The organism is Achromobacter deleyi, from assembly GCF_013116765.2.
In the GTDB taxonomy this organism is placed as follows: domain Bacteria; phylum Pseudomonadota; class Gammaproteobacteria; order Burkholderiales; family Burkholderiaceae_B; genus Achromobacter; species Achromobacter deleyi_A.
In genome coordinates this window covers 3994275-4013269 of sequence record NZ_CP074375.1, presented here as the reverse complement: position 1 = coordinate 4013269, position 18995 = coordinate 3994275, and the positions used below count along the sequence as shown (strand labels likewise).

General features: G+C 65.8%; 14 protein-coding genes and 1 other RNA gene. 14 read left to right on the top strand and 1 reads right to left on the bottom strand.

Annotated elements, in window-relative coordinates:
- Positions 1–129: 129 nt before the first annotated feature.
- Together HLG70_RS17980 and pyrC are read left to right on the top strand one after the other, a co-directional pair.
- Positions 130–1323: a M20 aminoacylase family protein gene (locus tag HLG70_RS17980; protein ID WP_171667925.1), complete on the top strand. Its 1194-nt coding sequence runs from the start codon at positions 130–132 to the stop codon at positions 1321–1323.
- An 11-nt stretch (positions 1324–1334) separates the two neighbouring features.
- On the top strand, positions 1335–2399 hold the full coding sequence (gene pyrC / locus HLG70_RS17975) for a dihydroorotase (protein ID WP_171667926.1): 1065 nt from the start codon (positions 1335–1337) through the stop codon (positions 2397–2399).
- A 112-nt stretch (positions 2400–2511) separates the two neighbouring features.
- Here the strand turns inward: pyrC and HLG70_RS17970 are convergent, their stop codons facing one another.
- Positions 2512–4338, bottom strand: coding sequence for an ATP-binding cassette domain-containing protein (locus HLG70_RS17970; RefSeq protein WP_171667927.1), 1827 nt, complete (start codon positions 4336–4338; stop codon positions 2512–2514).
- 133 nt (positions 4339–4471) lie between these two features.
- On the opposite strand from HLG70_RS17970, the gene rnpB reads away from it, so the two are divergent.
- The 12 genes from rnpB (at position 4472) to HLG70_RS17910 (ending at position 18994) form a co-directional block, all read left to right on the top strand.
- Positions 4472–4877: RNase P RNA component class A (gene rnpB / locus HLG70_RS17965), an RNA gene on the top strand.
- A gap of 357 nt (positions 4878–5234) precedes the next feature.
- A complete protein-coding gene (gene mraZ, locus HLG70_RS17960; protein WP_057287234.1) occupies positions 5235–5663 on the top strand; it encodes a division/cell wall cluster transcriptional repressor MraZ in 429 nt (142 codons plus the stop codon).
- A 7-nt stretch (positions 5664–5670) separates the two neighbouring features.
- Positions 5671–6768, top strand: coding sequence for a 16S rRNA (cytosine(1402)-N(4))-methyltransferase RsmH (rsmH, locus tag HLG70_RS17955; RefSeq protein WP_171667928.1), 1098 nt, complete (start codon positions 5671–5673; stop codon positions 6766–6768).
- Positions 6768–7058, top strand: coding sequence for a cell division protein FtsL (ftsL, locus tag HLG70_RS17950; RefSeq protein ID WP_171667929.1), 291 nt, complete (start codon positions 6768–6770; stop codon positions 7056–7058). The genes rsmH and ftsL overlap by 1 nt, the downstream gene beginning before the upstream one ends.
- Positions 7055–8785 (top strand): peptidoglycan D,D-transpeptidase FtsI family protein, encoded by a 1731-nt coding sequence (locus HLG70_RS17945; protein WP_171667930.1) that lies wholly within the window; start codon positions 7055–7057, stop codon positions 8783–8785. The genes ftsL and HLG70_RS17945 overlap by 4 nt, the downstream gene beginning before the upstream one ends.
- Positions 8782–11640, top strand: a complete 2859-nt coding sequence (gene murF / locus HLG70_RS17940; RefSeq protein ID WP_171667931.1) for a bifunctional UDP-N-acetylmuramoyl-L-alanyl-D-glutamate--2,6-diaminopimelate ligase MurE/UDP-N-acetylmuramoyl-tripeptide--D-alanyl-D-alanine ligase MurF — start codon at positions 8782–8784, stop codon at positions 11638–11640. Before HLG70_RS17945 ends, murF begins: the two co-directional genes overlap by 4 nt.
- On the top strand, positions 11630–12799 hold the full coding sequence (gene mraY, locus HLG70_RS17935) for a phospho-N-acetylmuramoyl-pentapeptide-transferase (protein ID WP_057287079.1): 1170 nt from the start codon (positions 11630–11632) through the stop codon (positions 12797–12799). Before murF ends, mraY begins: the two co-directional genes overlap by 11 nt.
- Positions 12796–14328 (top strand): UDP-N-acetylmuramoyl-L-alanine--D-glutamate ligase, encoded by a 1533-nt coding sequence (murD, locus tag HLG70_RS17930; RefSeq protein ID WP_171667932.1) that lies wholly within the window; start codon positions 12796–12798, stop codon positions 14326–14328. The genes mraY and murD overlap by 4 nt, the downstream gene beginning before the upstream one ends.
- A 52-nt stretch (positions 14329–14380) precedes the next feature.
- A complete protein-coding gene (gene ftsW, locus HLG70_RS17925) occupies positions 14381–15574 on the top strand; it encodes a putative lipid II flippase FtsW (RefSeq protein ID WP_171667933.1) in 1194 nt (397 codons plus the stop codon).
- Positions 15571–16644, top strand: coding sequence for an undecaprenyldiphospho-muramoylpentapeptide beta-N-acetylglucosaminyltransferase (murG, locus tag HLG70_RS17920; protein ID WP_171667934.1), 1074 nt, complete (start codon positions 15571–15573; stop codon positions 16642–16644). The genes ftsW and murG overlap by 4 nt, the downstream gene beginning before the upstream one ends.
- Entirely contained in the window at positions 16641–18047 is a 1407-nt protein-coding gene (gene murC / locus HLG70_RS17915) for a UDP-N-acetylmuramate--L-alanine ligase (RefSeq protein ID WP_171667935.1), read from the top strand. The genes murG and murC overlap by 4 nt, the downstream gene beginning before the upstream one ends.
- Positions 18044–18994 (top strand): D-alanine--D-alanine ligase, encoded by a 951-nt coding sequence (locus HLG70_RS17910; protein WP_171667936.1) that lies wholly within the window; start codon positions 18044–18046, stop codon positions 18992–18994. The genes murC and HLG70_RS17910 overlap by 4 nt, the downstream gene beginning before the upstream one ends.
- Position 18995 lies beyond the last annotated feature (1 nt).

The following is an 18995-nucleotide window of genomic DNA, read 5'->3' as shown; positions in this document are numbered from 1 at the left end:
CTGGCTGTTGGAAAAATTGTCCTGCGGCCGGAGCATAACGTGTCTCTCCGGTAAAGACAAAGGCATTTATCCTCTGTAGCAACTAAAATGCGCAGACTGTCCCCTCCATCACGCCATTCTGTAACCTCTATGTACGCACGATCTCCGTTGGAATCGATTCGGCTTTTTCACGACGAATTGACGGCGCTACGGCGCGATTTGCACGCACATCCCGAATTGGGCTTCGAGGAAGTCCGAACCTCGGGAATTGTCGCGGGCGCCTTGGAGGCGCTGGGGATCGAGGTGCACCGGGGCATTGGCAAGACAGGCGTGGTGGGCGTGATCCGCGGCAAGCGCTGCGACAGCGGCCGCATGATCGGCCTGCGCGCCGACATGGACGCGCTGCCCATGACGGAAGACAACACCTTCGGCCACAAGTCGACCAAGTCCGGCTTGATGCACGGTTGTGGCCATGACGGCCATACGGCGGTGCTGATCGGCGCCGCGAAGTACCTGGCGCAAACACGCAATTTCGACGGCACTGCAGTGCTTATTTTCCAGCCTGCCGAAGAGGGCCGGGGCGGCGCGCGCGCCATGCTTGAGGACGGCTTGTTCGATACCTTTCCCTGCGACGCGATCTATGCGCTGCACAATTGGCCTGGCTTGAAGCCAGGTACGATCGGCATCAACCCGGGACCGATGATGGCCGCCGCGGATCGCTTCGAGATCCTGATCACGGGTCGTGGCGGGCATGGCGCCCATCCCTATCAGACCATCGATCCGGTGACGATTGCGGGGCAGATCATCACAGCGTTGCAGACCATCGTGTCGCGCAACGTCAATCCGCTGGATTCCGCTGTCGTGTCGATAGGATCGCTGCAGGCCGGTCACCCCGGCGCGATGAGCGTGATTCCGCGTGAAGCCAGGATGGTGGGCACGGTGCGCACGTTCCGCAAATCGGTCCAGGAGATGGTCGAGACGCGCATGCGCGAACTGGTCAGCGCAATCGCGAGCGCTTTTGGCGGCACGGCGGAGGTGGTGTATGAACGCATCTATCCCGCGACCCTGAATACGCCACAGCACGCCAATCTGGTGGCCGATATCGCGACCGAGATGATCGGCAAGGAAAACGTGGTGCGCGACCTGGTGCCATCGATGGGTTCCGAGGATTTTTCTTTCATGTTGCAGAGCAAGCCAGGCGCCTATTTTCGCCTGGGCCAGGGCGGAGCCGAATCCGGCTGCGTGCTGCACAACTCGCATTTCGATTTCAACGATGCCGTCATTCCCCTGGGCAGCGCGATGTTCTGCGCGCTGGCTGAACGGGGAATGCCGCTGGCAGATTAAGAAGCCTTCACATGTCTACTCAAAGCACGACTCAACTCACCATCACCCGGCCCGACGACTGGCACCTGCACCTGCGCGATGGCGCGGCGCTGGAGGCCGTGGTCGCGGACACCGCGCGCCAGTTCTCGCGAGCCATCATCATGCCCAACCTGAAGCCGCCGGTGACGACCACCGAGCAGGCGTTGGCGTACCGCGACCGCATTCTTGCTGCATTGGCCAAGGCGGGCGGAAACCCGGCCTCGTTCACGCCGCTGATGACGCTCTACCTGACCGACAACACGTCCGCCGAAGAGATCTTTCGCGCACACGAGTCCGGCCAGGTGTACGCGGTGAAGCTGTACCCGGCGGGCGCCACGACCAATTCGGACGCCGGCGTGACCGACCTCCTGGGCAAATGCACGAAGGCACTGGAAGCGCTGCAGAAATGCGGAATGCCGTTGCTGGTGCATGGCGAAGTGACGGATCCGTCTATCGACGTGTTCGACCGTGAGGCCATTTTCGTCGAGCGAGTCATGAAGCCCTTGCGGCGCGCGTTCCCGGCGCTGAAGGTCGTGTTCGAGCACATCACGACCAAAGAGGGCGCCGAGTATGTGCGCGATGCCGAAGGCCCGATCGCAGCGACGATCACGCCGCAGCACATGCTGTACAACCGCAACGCGATTTTCCAGGGCGGCGTGCGTCCGCACTGGTATTGCCTGCCGATCCTGAAGCGCGAGACGCACCGGCTGGCTTTGGTAGAGGCGGCCACCAGCGGCAGCCCGCGTTTCTTCCTGGGTACCGACAGCGCGCCGCATGCGCGAGGCTTGAAGGAGCATGCTTGCGGCTGTGCGGGTTGCTATACGGCGCTGCATGCCATGGAGCTGTACGCCACGGCCTTCGAGGCGGCGGGCAAGCTCGACAAGCTGGAGGGGTTTGCAAGCTTCCACGGCCCGGACTTCTATGGCCTGCCGCGCAATACCGGCACGCTGACGCTGGCTCGCGAGACCTATCAGGTTCCTGAAGAACTGGCGTTCGGCAATACCACGCTGGTGCCGCTGGCTGCTGGCGAGGCGCTGGCCTGGCGCGCGCACGTATAGGCGGGTGACGGCGGGGCGTCCGCGTCCGCCGACAAAAAGGGGTGAGCGGCTGTGTGCCGGTCACCCCTTTCCATTTGATGCGCCTCTATATGTATATAGAGGCGCCGGTCTGTCAGAGCGTGCCTTCGCGACGGGCTTCCAGCAGTTCCCAGCGGGCGAACTTCTCTTCCAGCTCGCTTTCCAGCTTGGCCAGTTCGCCGTTGATGCGATCGACCTCGGTCGGCGCATCGCGGTACAGGCTGCCGTCCGCCAGCTTGCCTGCCAGGTCGGCCTGCTGGGCCTCGAGTGCGGCGATGGCGTCCGGCAAACCCTCGAGTTCGCGCAGGTCCCAGGCGTTCATCTTGCTGGACTTGGCGGGCTTGGGGCGCGCAGCCTTGGCGCGCGCGGCGCCTTCGTCAGCCGGCTTCGGACTCTTGTCGGTATCGGCAGGCGCGGCGGCGGGCGCCGGGCGTTGGGCGACCCATTCGTCGTAGCCGCCGACATAGTCGCGCCAGTGACCGTTGCCTTCATAGGCGATGGTCTGCGTCACGACGTTGTTCAGGAAAGCGCGGTCGTGGCTGACGAGCAGCACCGTGCCGGAGTATTCCTGCAGCAGCTCTTCCAGCAGCTCCAGCGTTTCGATGTCCAGGTCGTTGGTGGGTTCGTCCAGCACCAGCACATTGGCGGGGCGGGCGAAGAGCCGCGCGAGCAGAAGGCGGGCGCGTTCTCCGCCGGACAGGCTGCGCACTGGCGATCCGGCGCGCGCGGGCGAGAACAGGAAGTCGCCCAGATAGGTCATCACGTGCTTGCGGGTGCCGCCGATCTCGACCCACTCGCTGCCCGGGCTGATGATGTCGACGAGCGTGGCGTTTTCGTCGAGCTGCGCCCGCATCTGGTCGAAGTACGCGACCGCGACGTTGGTGCCCAGGCGTGTCGTGCCGGAGTCGGGTTGCATCTCGCCCAGGATGAGCTTGAGCAGAGTGGTCTTGCCGGCGCCGTTGGGGCCAATGATGCCGATGCGGTCGCCGCGCAGGATGGTCGTGGAGTAATCGTCCACGACGACCTTGTCGCCGAAGGTCTTGCCCACGTGTTCGAGTTCGGCCACAAGTTTGCCGGAGCGTTGGCCTTCGGCCAGCGCCAGTGAAACGTCGCCGACGCGTTCACGGCGCTCGGCGCGCTGGACGCGCAGGCTTTCCAGGCGGCGGACGCGGCCTTCGTTGCGGGTGCGGCGCGCTTCGACGCCCTTGCGGATCCAGACTTCTTCCTGCGCCAGCAGTTTGTCGAAACGCGCTTGTTCCAGGCGCTCGGATTCCAGCCACTGAGCCTTGCGTTCCTGCCATTGCGAGAAATTGCCGGGGAAGCTCAACAGGCGGCCGCGGTCGAGTTCGACGATGCGGGTGGTCACGGCATCCAGGAAGCGGCGGTCATGGGTGATGATGACCGCGGCGCCCCGCCAGGTGCGCAGCATCTCTTCCAGCCAGGCGATGCCTTCGAAGTCGAGATGGTTGGTGGGTTCGTCCAGCAGCAGCAGATCAGGTTCGTCGACGAGGGCCCGGGCCAGCGCGACGCGCTTGCGGGTCCCGCCGGACAGGCCGGCGATCTGCACGTCGGCCGGAAGGCCGAGTTTCTCCAGCACGGCGCGCGCGCGGGACGGGCGCTGCCAGTCTTCGTGATCGCCTTGGGCATTGCAGACCACGTCGAAGACAGTGGCGTTGTCGTCCAGCTCGGGTTCCTGTTCGACGGTGGCGACGCGCAGGCCCGAGCTGCGGGCGATGGAGCCGTCGTCGGGCAGTGTCCTGCCGTCGAGCAGCCTGAGCAGCGAGGACTTGCCCGCGCCGTTGCGGCCGATCAGGCCGATGCGCTCGCCGGCCTGGATGGCGAAGTCGGCATGATCCAGCAGCGGGTGGTGGCCATAGGCCAGCTGGATGTCGGTCAGGGTGATGAGAGTTTCGAGGGCCATGTAGTGGGGTAGTTTCTGCGGCGTCTAAGCGAATCAAGGCGTATTGTCGCAGGAACCCCGGAATGCCGTTGTGCAGGTCCGCCGTCCGGCTCCTTGGGGACGGAGCCACCAGCTGTAATAGAATACGTGCTGCAAGGCGGGTCGGGCGATCGCGGTGGATGCGAATCCATCGAGGAAGGTCCGGACTCCACAGGGCAGGGTAACGGCTAACGGCCGTCCGGTTGCGTCTTCGGGCGCGGCTGAGGAATAGGACCACAGAGACGAGACTGCGGCGCGGGCGTGCATTGCACGCACCGATACGGCCATCTCCGTATCGCGCCATTCGGCAACGGATGGCGGCATCGCAGGGTGAAACGCGGCAACCTCTATCCGGAGCAACATCAAATAGGCATGCGTGCGGCCCTCGGGTCGCGAAGGGCGGCTCCGTCCAAGCATGCGGGTAGATGGCTAGAGCGGCTCAGCAATGATCCGCGCAGAGGAATGATCGTCCGCCAGGGAAACCTGGTGTACAGAATCCGGCCTATAGACCCGTCTTGCATTGAATTTCCACAGCGCGCGCATGTCTGGCCGAAGGCCAGGCGGGCGCCCGGTGCTGGCTGCGCCAATTTTTTTTCGGCCCTGCAGCGGCCATGCGGCGGTAAGCCTTGCCAGCCGGGAGAAAACGACCGGCCGTAAAACAATGCAAAGCCATTGTTAGCCGCTACTTCTGAAGAAGGACTTTTAGAGTGTGCCGCAACCTCCTGATTTATTAGGAGGTTTTTCTTTTTGCGGTTTTACAATTTGATCTAAGTCCTTGTTGTGATTGAAAAAATTGCAACCACGCGCTTGACCGCCCCTGTGCCATACCGTAGAGTGGGAAATAGTAGGAAATTGTGCAATTAAGTGGGGTAAAAGTGGTGTTTCAGGGAAGCAGCGCGCTCACGCTGGATGCCAAGGGACGGATCTCGATTCCGACCCGGCATCGTGACGCGCTGGTGTCGCAGGCCGATGGCCGGCTGACCCTGACTCGTCACCCTGACGGCTGCTTGCTGGTGTATCCGCGGCCCGAGTGGGAAAAGAAGCGCGAGCAGATCGCCGCTTTTCCCATGACGGCTCGCGCGCTGCAGCGGCTGTTGCTGGGCAACGCTCAGGACGTGGAACTGGACGGCTCCGGCCGGGTTCTGATCGCTCCTGAACTGCGCAACGCTTCCGGTATGACGCGCGATGTGATGCTGCTCGGTCTGGGCGCGCACTTCGAGCTGTGGGACGCCGCTACTCTGGCCAGCCGCGAGGCTGAGGACCTGGCCAAGGGTATGCCGGATGTGTTGAACCAGTTTTCGTTCTGAAAAAGTTATGGAATTCGAACATCGGCCCGTCCTGCTGGAGCCGACGGTGGACGCACTATTGCTGCCCGACTTCGGCGGCAAGGGCGCGACACGGTCGCATGCGCAGGTCGAGCCGGATACGGCTACGCGAGCGGAGAGCGGCGTCTTCGTCGACGGCACCTTCGGGCGTGGCGGGCACAGTCGCGAGCTGCTTGGCCGTTTGGGCAAAGAGGCCCGGCTGGTGGTCTTTGACAAGGACCCCGAGGCAATTGCCGTAGCCAACGCGTTGGCTGCCGCGGACCCTCGGGTCACCGTTGTTCATGGCGGCTTTGCCACCATGGCGGAAGAATTGGAGCAGCTCGGCATCGGCAAGGTCGATGGCGTGATGCTGGATCTGGGCGTTTCGTCGCCTCAGATCGACGATGCGGAACGCGGCTTCTCGTTCATGCGAGACGGGCCGCTCGATATGCGGATGGACACCACTCGTGGTCCCACGGTGGCGGATTGGCTGGCGCAAGCCAGTGTGGATGAGATGCGGGAGGTCATAGCGGATTATGGCGAAGAACGGTTTGCTTTTCAGGTTGCAAAGGCGATTGCTGCTCGCCGCGCAACAAGGCCGCTGTGCACCACGCTCGAGCTTGCCGAGTGCGTCGCCAGCGCCGTCCGCACGCGCGAAAAGGGGCAACATCCGGCCACACGCACCTTTCAAGCTTTACGGATTTACATCAATCGGGAACTCGAAGAGCTCGCGCGCACCCTCGCGGCAGCTCTAGACCTGCTTGCCCCGGGGGGGAGGTTGGCGGTGATCAGCTTTCATTCGCTCGAAGACCGCATGGTCAAGCAATGCATCGCGGCGGCGGCTCGTCCTGCTGCCGCGCATGCACGCCTGCCGTTGCGCGAAAGCGAAATGCCCCAACCCATCCTGCGTTCCCTGGGCCGAATCCTGGCTGAAGACGATGAAGTCTCGGCCAATGCCCGCGCCCGTTCCGCTGTCCTGCGCGTTGCCGAACGCACTGAAACGCCTTTGCCCGCCGAAGGCGGCTTTGCGTTCGTGAAGATCGGCTCGCTGCCCGGCAGTGACCTGGCCCCGCCGCCTCGCCGCGGCGGCAAGGGGGGGCGCCGCTAATGGGTCGCGTCAACCTGATCGTTGCGGCTTTGCTGATGCTGTCGGCCATTTCCCTGGTCACCAGCCGGTATCAGTCGCGCCAGCTCTTCGTCGAGCTGGGTCGCGATCAGGCGCAGGCGCGCGACCTGGAAACCAATTGGCGGCGCCTGCAGCTCGATCGTGCTGAACTTGCCCGCAATGCGCGGGTGGACGCCATTGCGCGCGACGGCCTGAAGATGATTTCCATCATCCCCGAGCGCACGCTGTATATGAATCAGGCGCCGGTCCCGGTTGCCGGGGGCGCCCAATGAAGCGCGTTCCCTTCTTCGACAACCCCGTGCTGCGAGGGCAACTGCCCACGTGGCGCGCACGCCTGGTGCTGATCCTGCTGTTCGGCGGGTTCACCGTGCTGGCTGGCCGCGCGCTGTTCCTGCAAGGGCTGTCGACGGAGTTCCTGCAGCAGCAGGGCGAGCGGCGCTATGAGCGCACGCTTACGCTGGCCGCCACGCGCGGCAAGATCATGGACCGCAATGGCGCGGTGCTGGCCTCCAGTGTGCCGGCGCGCGCCATCTGGGCGATTCCCGAAGACGTCAAGCAAGCCACCGCTGCACAGATCGATGCCCTGGCCAAGCTGCTGGAGACGCCGGCCGCCGACCTGCGCCGTCGCCTGGTCGACGAAGACAAGAACTTCGTCTACCTGAAGCGCCAGGTCTCGATGGACGTGGCAGACAAGATCAAGCAACTGGGGCTGCCGGGCGTGCACCAGCAGCCCGAAACCCGTCGCTACTATCCGGACGGCGATGTGATGGCTCACGTGGTGGGCTTCAACAGCGTCGAGGACCAGGGCCAGGAAGGCGTCGAGCTGACCTTCAATCAGCAGTTGTCGGGCCGTCCGGGGAGCCGGCGCGTCATCAAGGACCGGTTGGGCCGCGTGATCGAAGACGTGCAGGCCGCCACCTTGCCGGTGGACGGTCGCGACTTGCGCCTGTCCATCGATACCCGGCTGCAGTACCTGGTGTTCAAGGAATTGAAGGACGCCATGGACAAGCACCAGGCCAAGGGCGCAACTGCCGTGGTCGTGGACGTGCACACGGGCGAGATCCTGGCATTGGCCAACGTGCCGACCTTCGACCCGAACAAGCGCGAAAGCTTCCATGGCTCCAAGCTGCGCAACCAGGCCATCACCGATACGTTCGAGCCGGGCTCCATCATGAAGCCGTTCACCGCCGCGCTGGCGCTGGACCTGGGCCGCATCACCACGTCCACCCTGTTTGAAACCGGCAACGGCCGCTTCAGCTATCAGGGCAGCACGATCAGCGATGTGAGCCGCAACGGCACGCTGGACGTGGCGGGCGTGCTGCGCAAGTCCAGCAACATCGGCATGACCATGATCTCCGAGAAGCTTGAATCCCGTGAAATGTGGGACCGCTTCACGGAATTGGGCCTGGGCCAGGCACCTCAGGTGGGATTCCCCGGCGCCGCGCCGGGTCGCCTGCGCCCCTGGGACCGCTGGCGCCTGATCGAAAAGGCCACGATGGCCTATGGCTACGGCCTGTCGGTGTCGCTGCTGCAGGTGGCGCGCGCCTACACCGTCTTCGCCCGCAATGGCGACATGGTGTCGCTGACCCTGGTCAAGCGCGACAGCGATCCCACCAGCGTCAAGATCTACACGCCCAAGACCACCGCGATGGTGCGCGCCATGCTGGAAGCCGCTGCCGGCCCCGAAGGCACGAAGGCCGCCCAGGTGCAAGGCTACCGAGTGGCCGGCAAGAGCGGCACCGCGCGCAAGATCGTGGACGGCAAGTACAGCATGCAGCGTTACCGGAGCTCCTATGTGGGCTTCGCCCCGGTGTCGGATCCCAAGATCGTGGTGGCTGTGTCCATCGACGAACCGACAGTCGGCGGCTACTACGGCGGCGCGATCGCCGCGCCCGTGTTCTCTCATATCGTGGGGGGGAGCCTGAGGCTGATGGGGGTGCGGCCCGACGCGCCTTTTGAATCCACGATTGTTGCTGGTCTCAAGGAGCCAGGCAGATGAGCGCCAAAGGCTTCCTCTCTTCCCCTGTCGCCACGGTTGCTGAAACCGTGGCGTGGTTGCATGCGCGCGTCTCGTTGACCGCGCACCTCAAGCTGGACTCGCGCGATATCGAGCCGGGCGATGTGTTCGTTGCCTGCCCGGGCCTGTCCAGCGACGGACGTCTCTATATAGATAAGGCGTTGGCGCTGGGCGCCAGCGCGGTGCTGTTCGAAGCGCCCGCCAGCGATGCCATCCAGGCTGCGTCGGCCGATACCCCGATGCTGCCGGTGACCGGACTGCGCGCGTTGCTGGGTGAACTGGGCGACACCTGGTATGGCCGTCCGTCAGCCGCCCTGGCGGTGGTCGCGGTGACCGGCACCAATGGCAAGACCTCTTCGGTTCAATGGATTGCCCATGCGCTGAGCCGCAATGACAAGGCGTGCGGCACCATCGGCACGCTGGGCGCGGTGCTGCCTGACGGGCGCACTTTGGGCGGCGAGCTGACGACGCCCGACGTCCTGACCGTGCACCGCACGCTGGCCGCGATGCGCGATGCCGGCGCGCGGGCTGTCGCCATGGAGGCCTCGTCCATCGGCATCGAGCAGGGCCGGATGGACGGCGTGCGTGTCGCGCTGGCCGCGTTCACGAACCTCACGCGCGACCATCTCGACTATCACGTCACGATGGAACGCTATGAAGAGGCCAAGGCGCGCCTGTTCCGCTGGCCTGGACTGACGGCCGCCGTGATCAACGCGGACGACGAGGCCGGGCGCCGCCTGATCGCAAGCCTGCCCGCCGGCGTGTCCTCGATGGGCTACAGCCTGAGCGAAGACCCCGCGATTCCCGCCGCCATGCGCGTGCGCGATCTGCAGGCGACGTCCCAGGGCCAGATCTTTACGCTGGTCTCACCGCACGGTGAAGCCCAGATCGTGACGCGTCTGCTGGGCGCGCACAATGTGTCGAACCTGCTGCTGGTGGCGGGCGTGCTGTACAAGCTGGGCCTGCCGTTTGCGCAGATCGCCCGCGAGCTGGCGGCGACCGACCCCGTCGATGGCCGCCTGCAAACCGTGGAGCCGTTGGCGCTCAACACGCCGGCCCACACGGCCCGAGGCCCGCTGGTGGTGGTCGATTACGCGCACACCCCGGACGCGCTGTCGCGCGCGCTGCTGGCGTTGCGCGCCGTGGCCGTGGCGCGCTCCGGCCGCCTGGTCTGCGTGTTTGGCTGCGGTGGCGAGCGCGATCCGGGCAAGCGCCCGGTGATGGGCGGCATTGCCGCCGAACTGGCCGACCACGTGGTGGTGTCCAGCGACAACCCGCGCACCGAGTCGCCCGAAGCCATCGTCGATCAGATTCTGGCCGGTATTCCCGAAGCCGCGCACGCCGAGGTCCAGGTCGACCGCGCGCGCGCCATCCTGCAGACCATCTGGGCCGCATCGCCCGAAGACGTGGTGCTGCTGGCGGGCAAGGGCCACGAGACCTACCAGGATATCGGGGGCGAAAAGCTGCCTTTCGATGATCGTGAATGGGCGCGGCTGGCGTTGCTGCTGCCGCAGGTCAAAGGCGTCTCCACGGACACGCGCCGTATCGGCGAGGGTGAATTGTTCGTCGCGCTGGTGGGCGACAATTTCGACGCGCACAACTATCTGGATCAAGCCGAGGCGCGCGGCGCATGCGCGGCCATCGTGGCGCATGCCGTGGCCGACGCCCGGTTGCCGCAATTGGTGCTGGGCGATACCCGGGTTGCGCTGATGCGCATCGGCGCCGCCTGGCGCGCGCGGTTCTCGCTGCCCGTGGTGGCGGTGACGGGCAGCAACGGCAAGACGACCACCAAGGAAATGATCTCGGCCATGCTGGCTGAATGGCAGGGCGAGACCGGCCGCCTGGCCACCGCCGGCAACCTGAACAATGACATCGGCGTGCCGCTGACTTTGCTGCGCTTGCGTCCGGAGCATTGCGCCGCCGTGTTCGAACTGGGCATGAACCATCCCGGCGAAATCGCGCAATTGGCCGCCATCGCGGCGCCGACGGTGACGCTGGTTACCAATGCGCAGCGCGAGCACCAGGAATTCATGCACACCGTGGAAGCGGTCGCGCGCGAGAACGGTGCGGCGATTGCGGCGTTGCCGGAAGATGGCGTCGCGGTCTATCCGGGCGATGAACCCTATTCGGGCATCTGGGATGCGCTGGCTGAACCGCGCCGCGTGCTGCGCTTTGGCCTGCAGCCTGGCCTGGACGTCTACGCGGAACAGATCATTGCGGAAGTGAACGCAACGCGTTGCCGCGTGGTGACCCCGGTCGGCATCGCCGACCTCGCGCTGCCGGTGCCTGGCTTGCACAATCTGCGCAACGCATTGGCTGCCATCGCCAGCGCGATCGCCGCGGGAGCGCCGCTGGAGAGCGCGGTGCGCGCGCTGGCGGGCTTTGCCCCCGTCGCGGGCCGCATGCAGCACAAGCAAATGAGTGACGGAACGTTGCTCATTGATGACACCTACAATGCCAACCCCGATTCGGTTCGCGTGGCCGTCGACGTGCTGGCGCGCATCGCCGGCACGCGCGTTCTGGTGCTGGGCGACATGGGTGAAATCGGGGACAACGGCCCCGCCATGCATGCAGAGGTGGGCAATTACGCGCGCGAGCATGGGCTTGACGCGCTTATCACGCTAGGCGAAGCCAGCCGGGCGGCAGCCGCCGCATTCGGCCCAGGCGCACACGCCTGCGCATCGGTAGACGAAGTCGTTGCCGCGCTGCGCGGCTTGCGCCCGTCCTGCGTATTGGTAAAGGGATCGCGCTTTATGCGTATGGAGCGGGTAGTGACGGCTTTTTCTTCGAATGACGGTACGGCGGCCAAGGGGCAGGGAGAGCACGATGCTGCTTGAAATCGCCCGTCTGCTTTCCGATGATGTGCGCGCCCTGGGCGTGTTCGAATACATCACCTTGCGCGCCGTTCTGGCGTGCGCGACGGCGCTGCTGATCGGCCTGGTGGCGGGTCCGCGCGTGATCCGCAAACTGACCGAGATGAAGATCGGCCAGGCCGTGCGTGCCTACGGCCCGGAAACGCATCTGGTCAAGACCGGCACCCCCACGATGGGCGGCGTGCTGATCCTGATTTCCATTGCCATCAGCACGCTGCTGTGGGCCGACTGGACCAACCGCTTTGTGTGGGTGGTGCTGCTGGTGACCTTTGGCTTCGGGTGGATCGGCTGGCGGGACGACTACCGCAAGGTGGTCTATCGCGATCCCGAAGGCATGCCCGCGCGGCAGAAATTCTTCTGGCAAGCCACCATCGGCATGGTGGCTGCGGTGTATCTGGCGTTCGCGGTATCCGCGCCCGCCAATACCGAACTCTGGCCCTTGTTCAAGGCGTGGGTGGGCAGCGGCTTCACGATGGCCTTGCCCACGCGCGCCGACCTGATCGTGCCGTTCTTCAAGACGGTGAGCTATCCGCTGGGCGTGCTGGGTTTCGTGGCGCTGACCTGGGCCGTGATCGTCGGGACCAGCAACGCGGTGAACCTCACCGACGGCCTGGACGGCCTGGCCATCATGCCCACCGTGATGGTCGGCAGCGCGCTGGGCATCTTCGCCTACGTGGTCGGCCGCGTGGACTATTCGAAGTACCTGCTGTTTCCCTACATTCCCGGCGCATCCGAATTGATGGTGCTGTGCGCCGCGATCGGCGGGGCCGGCCTGGCATTTTTATGGTTCAACGCGTATCCGGCGCAGGTCTTCATGGGCGATGTCGGCGCGCTGGCGCTGGGCGGCGCCTTGGGCACGATCGCGGTCATCGTGCGCCAGGAAATCGTGCTGTTCATCATGGGCGGCGTGTTCGTAGTTGAAACCCTGTCGGTGATGATCCAGGTGACTTGGTTCAAGTACACCAAGCGACGTTATGGAACAGGTAGACGCATCTTCCGCATGGCGCCGTTGCATCATCACTTTGAAGTGGGCGGCTGGAAAGAAACCCAGGTGGTCGTGCGTTTCTGGATCATCAGCATGATGCTGGTGCTGATTGGCCTCTCTACTCTGAAGTTGCGATGAATATGATGGAAACCTCCCGCGTTGACGCGCCGCTCGTCCTGATCCTCGGATTGGGCGAGACGGGTGTCGCCGCCGCACGCTGGTGCGCCCGTCAGGGCGCCCGCTTGCGCGTGGCCGACACGCGCGCCGAACCGGGCGGGCTGGCCGCCTTGCGCGATGCGCTGGCGCAAAGCGAAGTGGAATATCGCCTGGGTTGCGACGAATCCTTCGCCACGGAACTGCTCGACGGCGTGAGCCAGGTGGTGCTCAGCCCCGGGCTGGCGCCCACGCAGGCGCCCGCCGCAAACGTCCTGCGCGAGGCCGAGGCCCGTGGCATCGAAGTCGTCGGTGAAATCGAATTGTTTGCGCGCGCCCTGGCCGATCTGGCGCAGACGCGCGAGTACCGGCCGCGTCTGCTGACCGTGACGGGCACCAACGGCAAGACCACCGTCACCGCGCTGACCCGCCAGCTGATCGAAGCCAGCGGCCTGTCCGTTCTTGCCGCGGGCAATATCAGTCCCGCGGCGCTTGCCGCGCTGATGGATGCGCTGGACACTGACGCGCTGCCGCAGGTGTGGGTGCTGGAGCTGTCCAGCTTCCAGCTGGAAACCACGCGCACCCTGATGGCCGACGCAGCCGTCGTGTTGAACGTCACGCAGGATCACCTGGACTGGCACGGCGGCATGGAAGCCTACGCGCAAGCCAAGGCACGCCTCTTGAAGATGGCGCGCGTGGCCATCGTCAACCGCGACGATCCGTACACCGTGGACATGGTGCCGACGCTGAACGCGCTGAACGTGCGCAGCTTCGGCCGCGACGTGCCGGAGCTGGTCGGCGACATGGGCCTGGAACTGGGGCAGGGCGTGGCCTGGCTCGTGGCCTGCGAGCCCAGCGATTTCGACGAGCCCGCGCCGCCCGTGCGTCGCAAGAAAGACGCGCCCGAACCGGTACGGGCCAAAGGCCGCATGAGCCGCCTGATGCCTGTGGACGCCTTGCGCATCCGCGGCATCCACAATGCCTTGAACGCGCTGGCCGCCTTGCAGCTGGCGCGCTGCCTGGACCTGGGCTGGGGCGCCATGCTGCGCGCCCTGCGCGAGTACGCGGGCGAACCGCATCGCGCGGCTTTCGTGCGCACGATCGGCGGCGTCGACTACATCAACGACAGCAAGGGCACCAACGTGGGCGCCACGGTGGCCGCGCTGGAAGGCCTGGGCCAGCCGGTGGTGTTGATCGCCGGGGGCCAGGGCAAGGGGCAGGACTTTTCTCCGCTGATTCCCGTCGTGTCGCGCCATGCGCGCGCGGTGATGCTGATCGGCGTCGACGGTCCCGAGATCGGCCGCGTGCTGGCTGCAACTGGGGTCAACTGCGTGGCGGTCGACTCCCTGCATGCGGCGGTGCGCGGCGCGGCCGAACTGGCGCAGCCTGGCGATGCCGTGCTGTTGTCGCCGGCCTGCGCCAGCCTGGACATGTTCCGCAACTACCCGCATCGCGGGCAGGTGTTCGTGGAAGAGGTCGAAGACCTGGCCCGCGACCGGGGAGAGGTGGCATGAGCCGCACAGCTCCCAAGGCCTATACCGCAGCGTGCCGCGCGGAGGCTATCCGATGAGCCTGATCGCCGACCTCACCGCCAGCGTCAACGCCGTACGGCCCGGCCGTACCCGCATGCGCAACTTCGATCTGCCGCTGGTCATCGCGGCGTCGACGTTGCTGCTGCTCGGCTTGCTGATGGTGTATTCGGCGTCGATAGCGCTGGCCGACGGCCCGCGCTATGCGTCCTATGGCCGCTATTACTTCGTGATCCGCCATGGCCTGTTCGTGAGCGCCGGCCTGGTCGGCGCCGCCGTGGTCCTGGCGATCCCGATCCGGGTCTGGCAGCGACTGGCCGTACCGTTGTTTGTTGTGTCGATGACCCTGCTGGTCGCGGTGCTGATCCCCGGGATCGGGCGCGAGGTCAACGGCGCACACCGCTGGATCCCGCTGGGCCCGCTGAATTTCCAGCCCTCTGAATTGATGAAGCTGGCCGCCTTGCTTTACGCCGCCGACTACACCGTGCGCAAGCAGGAGCACATGCAGGCGTTTGCCCGCGGCTTCCTGCCGATGGCGTTTGCCCTGGCCGGCGTGGGCATGCTGCTGCTGCTGGAGCCCGACCTCGGCGCTTTCATGGTGATCGTGGCCATCGCCATCGGCATCCTGTTCCTGGGCGGCATCAACGGCAAGTACTTCAGCAGCCTGCTCGCGGTGCTGGTAAGCACCTTCCTGATGCTGATCTGGCTGTCGCCCTGGCGCCGTGCGCGCCTGTTCGCCTACCTGGATCCCTGGAACGAAGACAACGCCTACGGCAGCGCTTATCAGCTGTCGCATTCGCTGATCGCGCTGGGCCGCGGAGAGTGGCTGGGCGTGGGCCTGGGCGCAAGCGTAGAGAAACTTCATTACCTGCCCGAAGCGCACACCGACTTCCTGATGGCCGTGGTGGGCGAGGAACTGGGCTTTGCCGGCGTCATGCTGGTGATCTCCCTGTTTGCCCTCATCGTCTACCGCGGTTTCGACATCGGCCGCCAGGCCATCGCCATGGAGCGCACGTTCGCGGGCCTGGTCGCGCATGGCGTGGCGATGTGGTTTGGCGTGCAGTCCTTCATCAACATGGGCGTCTGCCTGGGGCTGCTGCCCACCAAGGGCTTGACCCTGCCGCTGATGAGCTACGGCGGCTCGGGCGTGGTGATGAACCTGTGCGCACTGGCGATGCTTATCCGCGTCGACGTGGAAAATCGCATCATGATGCGGGGAGGACGGGTATGACCGCCCGCACCATCCTGATCATGGCCGGCGGCACCGGCGGCCATATCATGCCAGGGCTGGCCGTGGCCGATGTGCTGCGCGAGCGCGGCTGGCGCGTGCTGTGGCTGGGCAACCCCGAAAAGATGGAAGGCAAGCTGGTGCCGCCGCGCGGCATCGAGCTGGTGCCGTTGCGTTTTCAGGGCGTGCGCGGCAAGGGCGCATCCGCGTTGCTGAAGTTGCCTTTCCTTTTGCTGCGCGCATTTGCGCAAGCCTGGTCGCGCCTGTCCGACGTGCGTCCGGACGTGGTGCTGGGCATGGGCGGCTACGTGGCGTTTCCCGGCGGCGTGATCGCCGCGCTGCGCGGCACGCCGCTGGTCGTGCATGAGCAGAATGCCGTCGCCGGCACAGCGAACAAGTGCCTGGCGAAGATGTCGCGCCGCGTGCTGAGCGGTTTCCCGGGCGTGCTGCCCAAGGGCGAAGCCATGGGCAATCCGGTGCGCGCGGACCTGTGCGCCTTGCCGGACCCGGCCGAGCGCTACGCCGGCCGCAGCGGCCCGTTGCGTGTGCTGGTCGTGGGCGGAAGCCTGGGGGCGCAGGCGCTCAATACCACCGTGCCGCAAGCGCTTGCGCGCCTGCCTCGGGAAAGCCGGCCGATGGTCGTCCATCAGGCCGGCGAACAACATTTGCCCGCGCTGCAGCAGGCCTACGCCCAGGCGGGCGTGGCGGCCGACTGCCGCGCGTTCATCGACGACATGGCGGGCGCCATGGCTGACGCGGATCTGCTGATCTGCCGCGCGGGCGCCATGACGGTGTCCGAAGTGGCCGCGGCCGGCGTCGCGGCGCTGTTCGTGCCGTTCCCGCACGCCATCGATGACCATCAAACCGCCAACGCGCGCTTCCTGAGCGACGCGCAGGCCGCTTGGCTGCAGCCGCAGACCGCCATGACGCCCGAGTGGCTGGCGGACTGGCTCGCCCAGCGTTCCCGACAAGAACTTCAGGCTGTTGCCGTCCGGGCCCGCGCTCATGCGCGCCCCGACGCTGCGGCCCATATCGCCGACGTCTGTGAACAAGCAGCGGGGCGTTCATCATGAAACACAGAATTCAACATATCCATTTCGTAGGCATCGGCGGCTCGGGCATGAGCGGCATTGCCGAGGTGCTGCTCAATCTGGGCTACACGATCAGCGGTTCCGACCTGAATGAGTCGGCGGTGACGCGTCGCCTGGCCAGCCTGGGCGTGAAGATCGCGATCGGCCACGTCGCCAGCAACGTCACTGGCGCTGGCGCCATCGTTACGTCCACGGCGGTGGCGGGCGACAACCCCGAAGTGATCGCCGCGCGTTCCGCGCGCATCCCCGTGGTGCCGCGCGCCATCATGCTGGCCGAGCTGATGCGCCTGAAGCGCGGCATCGCGGTGGCCGGCACGCACGGCAAGACCACGACGACCAGCCTGGTGGCAAGCGTGTTGGCCGCCGGCGACCTGGACCCGACGTTCGTCATCGGCGGCCGCCTGAATTCGGCCGGCGCCAACGCGCGGCTCGGCCAGGGCGACTACATCGTGGTCGAGGCCGACGAGTCCGATGCGTCGTTCCTGAATCTGCTGCCGGTGATGGCCATCGTGACCAATATCGATGCCGATCACATGGATACCTATGGGCACGACGTGGCGCGCCTGAAGAGCGCCTTCATCGAGTTCACGCAGCGCCTGCCTTTCTATGGCAGCGCGGTGCTTTGCTCGGACGACGCCAATGTGCGCGAGATCATGCCGTTCGTGTCGCGTCCGATCACGACGTACGGGCTGAACCCGGAAGCGCAGGTACGCGCCTACGAAGTGCAGGCGGAAGGCACGCGCATGCGCTTCAACGTGCAGCGCACGCATAGCGATACGCTGCTGCCGCCCCTGCAGGTCGAACTGAACCTGCCCGGCCTGCACAACGTGCGCAACGCGCTGGCCGCGATTGCGGTGGCGACCGAACTGGGCGTGTCCGATAGCGCCATCTGCGAGGCGCTGGGCGCGTTCAAGGGCGTGGGCCGCCGTTTCACGCAGACCGGCGATTTCCCGGTGCCGGCCAGCCATGGCGGCGGCACCTTCACCGTGATCGACGATTACGGCCATCACCCGGTGGAAATGGCCGCCACCCTGGCTGCCGCGCGCGGGGCCTGGCCGGAGCGCCGCATCGTGCTGGCGTTCCAGCCGCACCGCTACACGCGGACGCGGGATTGCTTCGAAGACTTCGTGCGCGTGCTGGGAACCGCCGACGCCGTGCTGCTGACCGAGGTTTATGCCGCCGGTGAACCGCCGCTGGTTGCCGCGGACGGACGAGCCCTGTCTCGCGCGCTGCGCGTGGCTGGCAAGGTCGAGCCGGTCTTCGTGGAAGACGTGGCCGAACTGCCGCAGGCGATGGTGGATTTCGTGCGCGACGGCGACGTCGTCATTGTTATGGGAGCGGGTTCGATCAGCAAGGTCCCCGCCCAGGTAGGAGAGCTGGCATGAGCAAGCAATTCGGCAAGGTGGGTGTGTTGTACGGCGGCCGCTCCGCCGAGCGCGAAGTATCGCTGATGTCGGGCAAGGGCGTGCAGCAGGCGCTGGTCAGCGCCGGCGTCGACGCGCACCTGTTCGACACGGGCGAGCGCAGCCTCGCCGAGCTGGCAGCCGAGGGCTACGACCGCGTGTTCATTGCACTGCACGGCCGCTATGGCGAAGACGGCACGATCCAGGGCGCCCTCGAACTGCTGGGCATTCCCTATACCGGCAGCGGCCCGATGGCCTCGGCGCTGGCCATGGACAAGACCATGACCAAGCGCATCTGGCTGCAGCATGGCCTGCCCACGCCCGACTTCGAGTTGCTGGACGCCGACACGGAACTGCGCCTGGTGCCTGACCGCCTGAGCCTGCCGTTGATCATCAAGCCGCCGCATGAAGGCTCGACCGTGGGCATCACCAAGGTGGTGGGCTATTCCGACATGAAGGAAGCCTATGCCGCGGCCGCGCGCTTTGACAGCGAAGTCCTGGCCGAACAGTTCATCACCGGCCGCGAGCTGACCGTGGCGGTGCTGGGCTCGGGCAAGTCCGCGCGGGCGCTGCCGGTGATCGAAATCGCCGCGCCCGGCGGCAACTACGACTACGAGCACAAGTACTTCTCGGACGACACGCAGTACTTCTGCCCGGCCACCTTGCCGGCGGAAGTGGCTGAAGAAGTCGCCCGGATTGCCGTAAAGGCCTATCAGACGCTGGGCTGCGAAGGCTGGGGGCGCGCCGATTTCATCCTCGACCGCGACAACCGGCCCTGGCTGCTTGAAATGAATACCTCGCCCGGCATGACCGGCCACTCCCTGGTGCCCATGGCCGCGAAGGCCGTGGGGATCAGCTATGCCGACTTGTGCGTGGCGATTCTGTCCGAGGCTTCGTGCAAAGTGCACAGCCCCGCCCGCAACGCTTGAC

Bases quoted from the DNA above. Each gene is read 5' to 3' on its own strand.
- ftsL (WP_171667929.1), top strand. From the start codon at position 6,768: ATGGGTCGCGTCAACCTGATCGTTGCGGCTTTGCTGATGCTGTCGGCC.
- rsmH (WP_171667928.1), top strand. From the start codon at position 5,671: ATGGAATTCGAACATCGGCCCGTCCTGCTGGAGCCGACGGTGGACGCA.
- HLG70_RS17980 (WP_171667925.1), top strand. From the start codon at position 130: ATGTACGCACGATCTCCGTTGGAATCGATTCGGCTTTTTCACGACGAA.
- murC (WP_171667935.1), top strand. From the start codon at position 16,641: ATGAAACACAGAATTCAACATATCCATTTCGTAGGCATCGGCGGCTCG.
- murF (WP_171667931.1), top strand. From the start codon at position 8,782: ATGAGCGCCAAAGGCTTCCTCTCTTCCCCTGTCGCCACGGTTGCTGAA.
- pyrC (WP_171667926.1), top strand. From the start codon at position 1,335: ATGTCTACTCAAAGCACGACTCAACTCACCATCACCCGGCCCGACGAC.
- HLG70_RS17945 (WP_171667930.1), top strand. From the start codon at position 7,055: ATGAAGCGCGTTCCCTTCTTCGACAACCCCGTGCTGCGAGGGCAACTG.
- murD (WP_171667932.1), top strand. From the start codon at position 12,796: ATGAATATGATGGAAACCTCCCGCGTTGACGCGCCGCTCGTCCTGATC.
- HLG70_RS17910 (WP_171667936.1), top strand. From the start codon at position 18,044: ATGAGCAAGCAATTCGGCAAGGTGGGTGTGTTGTACGGCGGCCGCTCC.
- ftsW (WP_171667933.1), top strand. From the start codon at position 14,381: ATGAGCCTGATCGCCGACCTCACCGCCAGCGTCAACGCCGTACGGCCC.
- murG (WP_171667934.1), top strand. From the start codon at position 15,571: ATGACCGCCCGCACCATCCTGATCATGGCCGGCGGCACCGGCGGCCAT.
- HLG70_RS17970 (WP_171667927.1), bottom strand. From the start codon at position 4,338: ATGGCCCTCGAAACTCTCATCACCCTGACCGACATCCAGCTGGCCTAT.
- mraY (WP_057287079.1), top strand. From the start codon at position 11,630: ATGCTGCTTGAAATCGCCCGTCTGCTTTCCGATGATGTGCGCGCCCTG.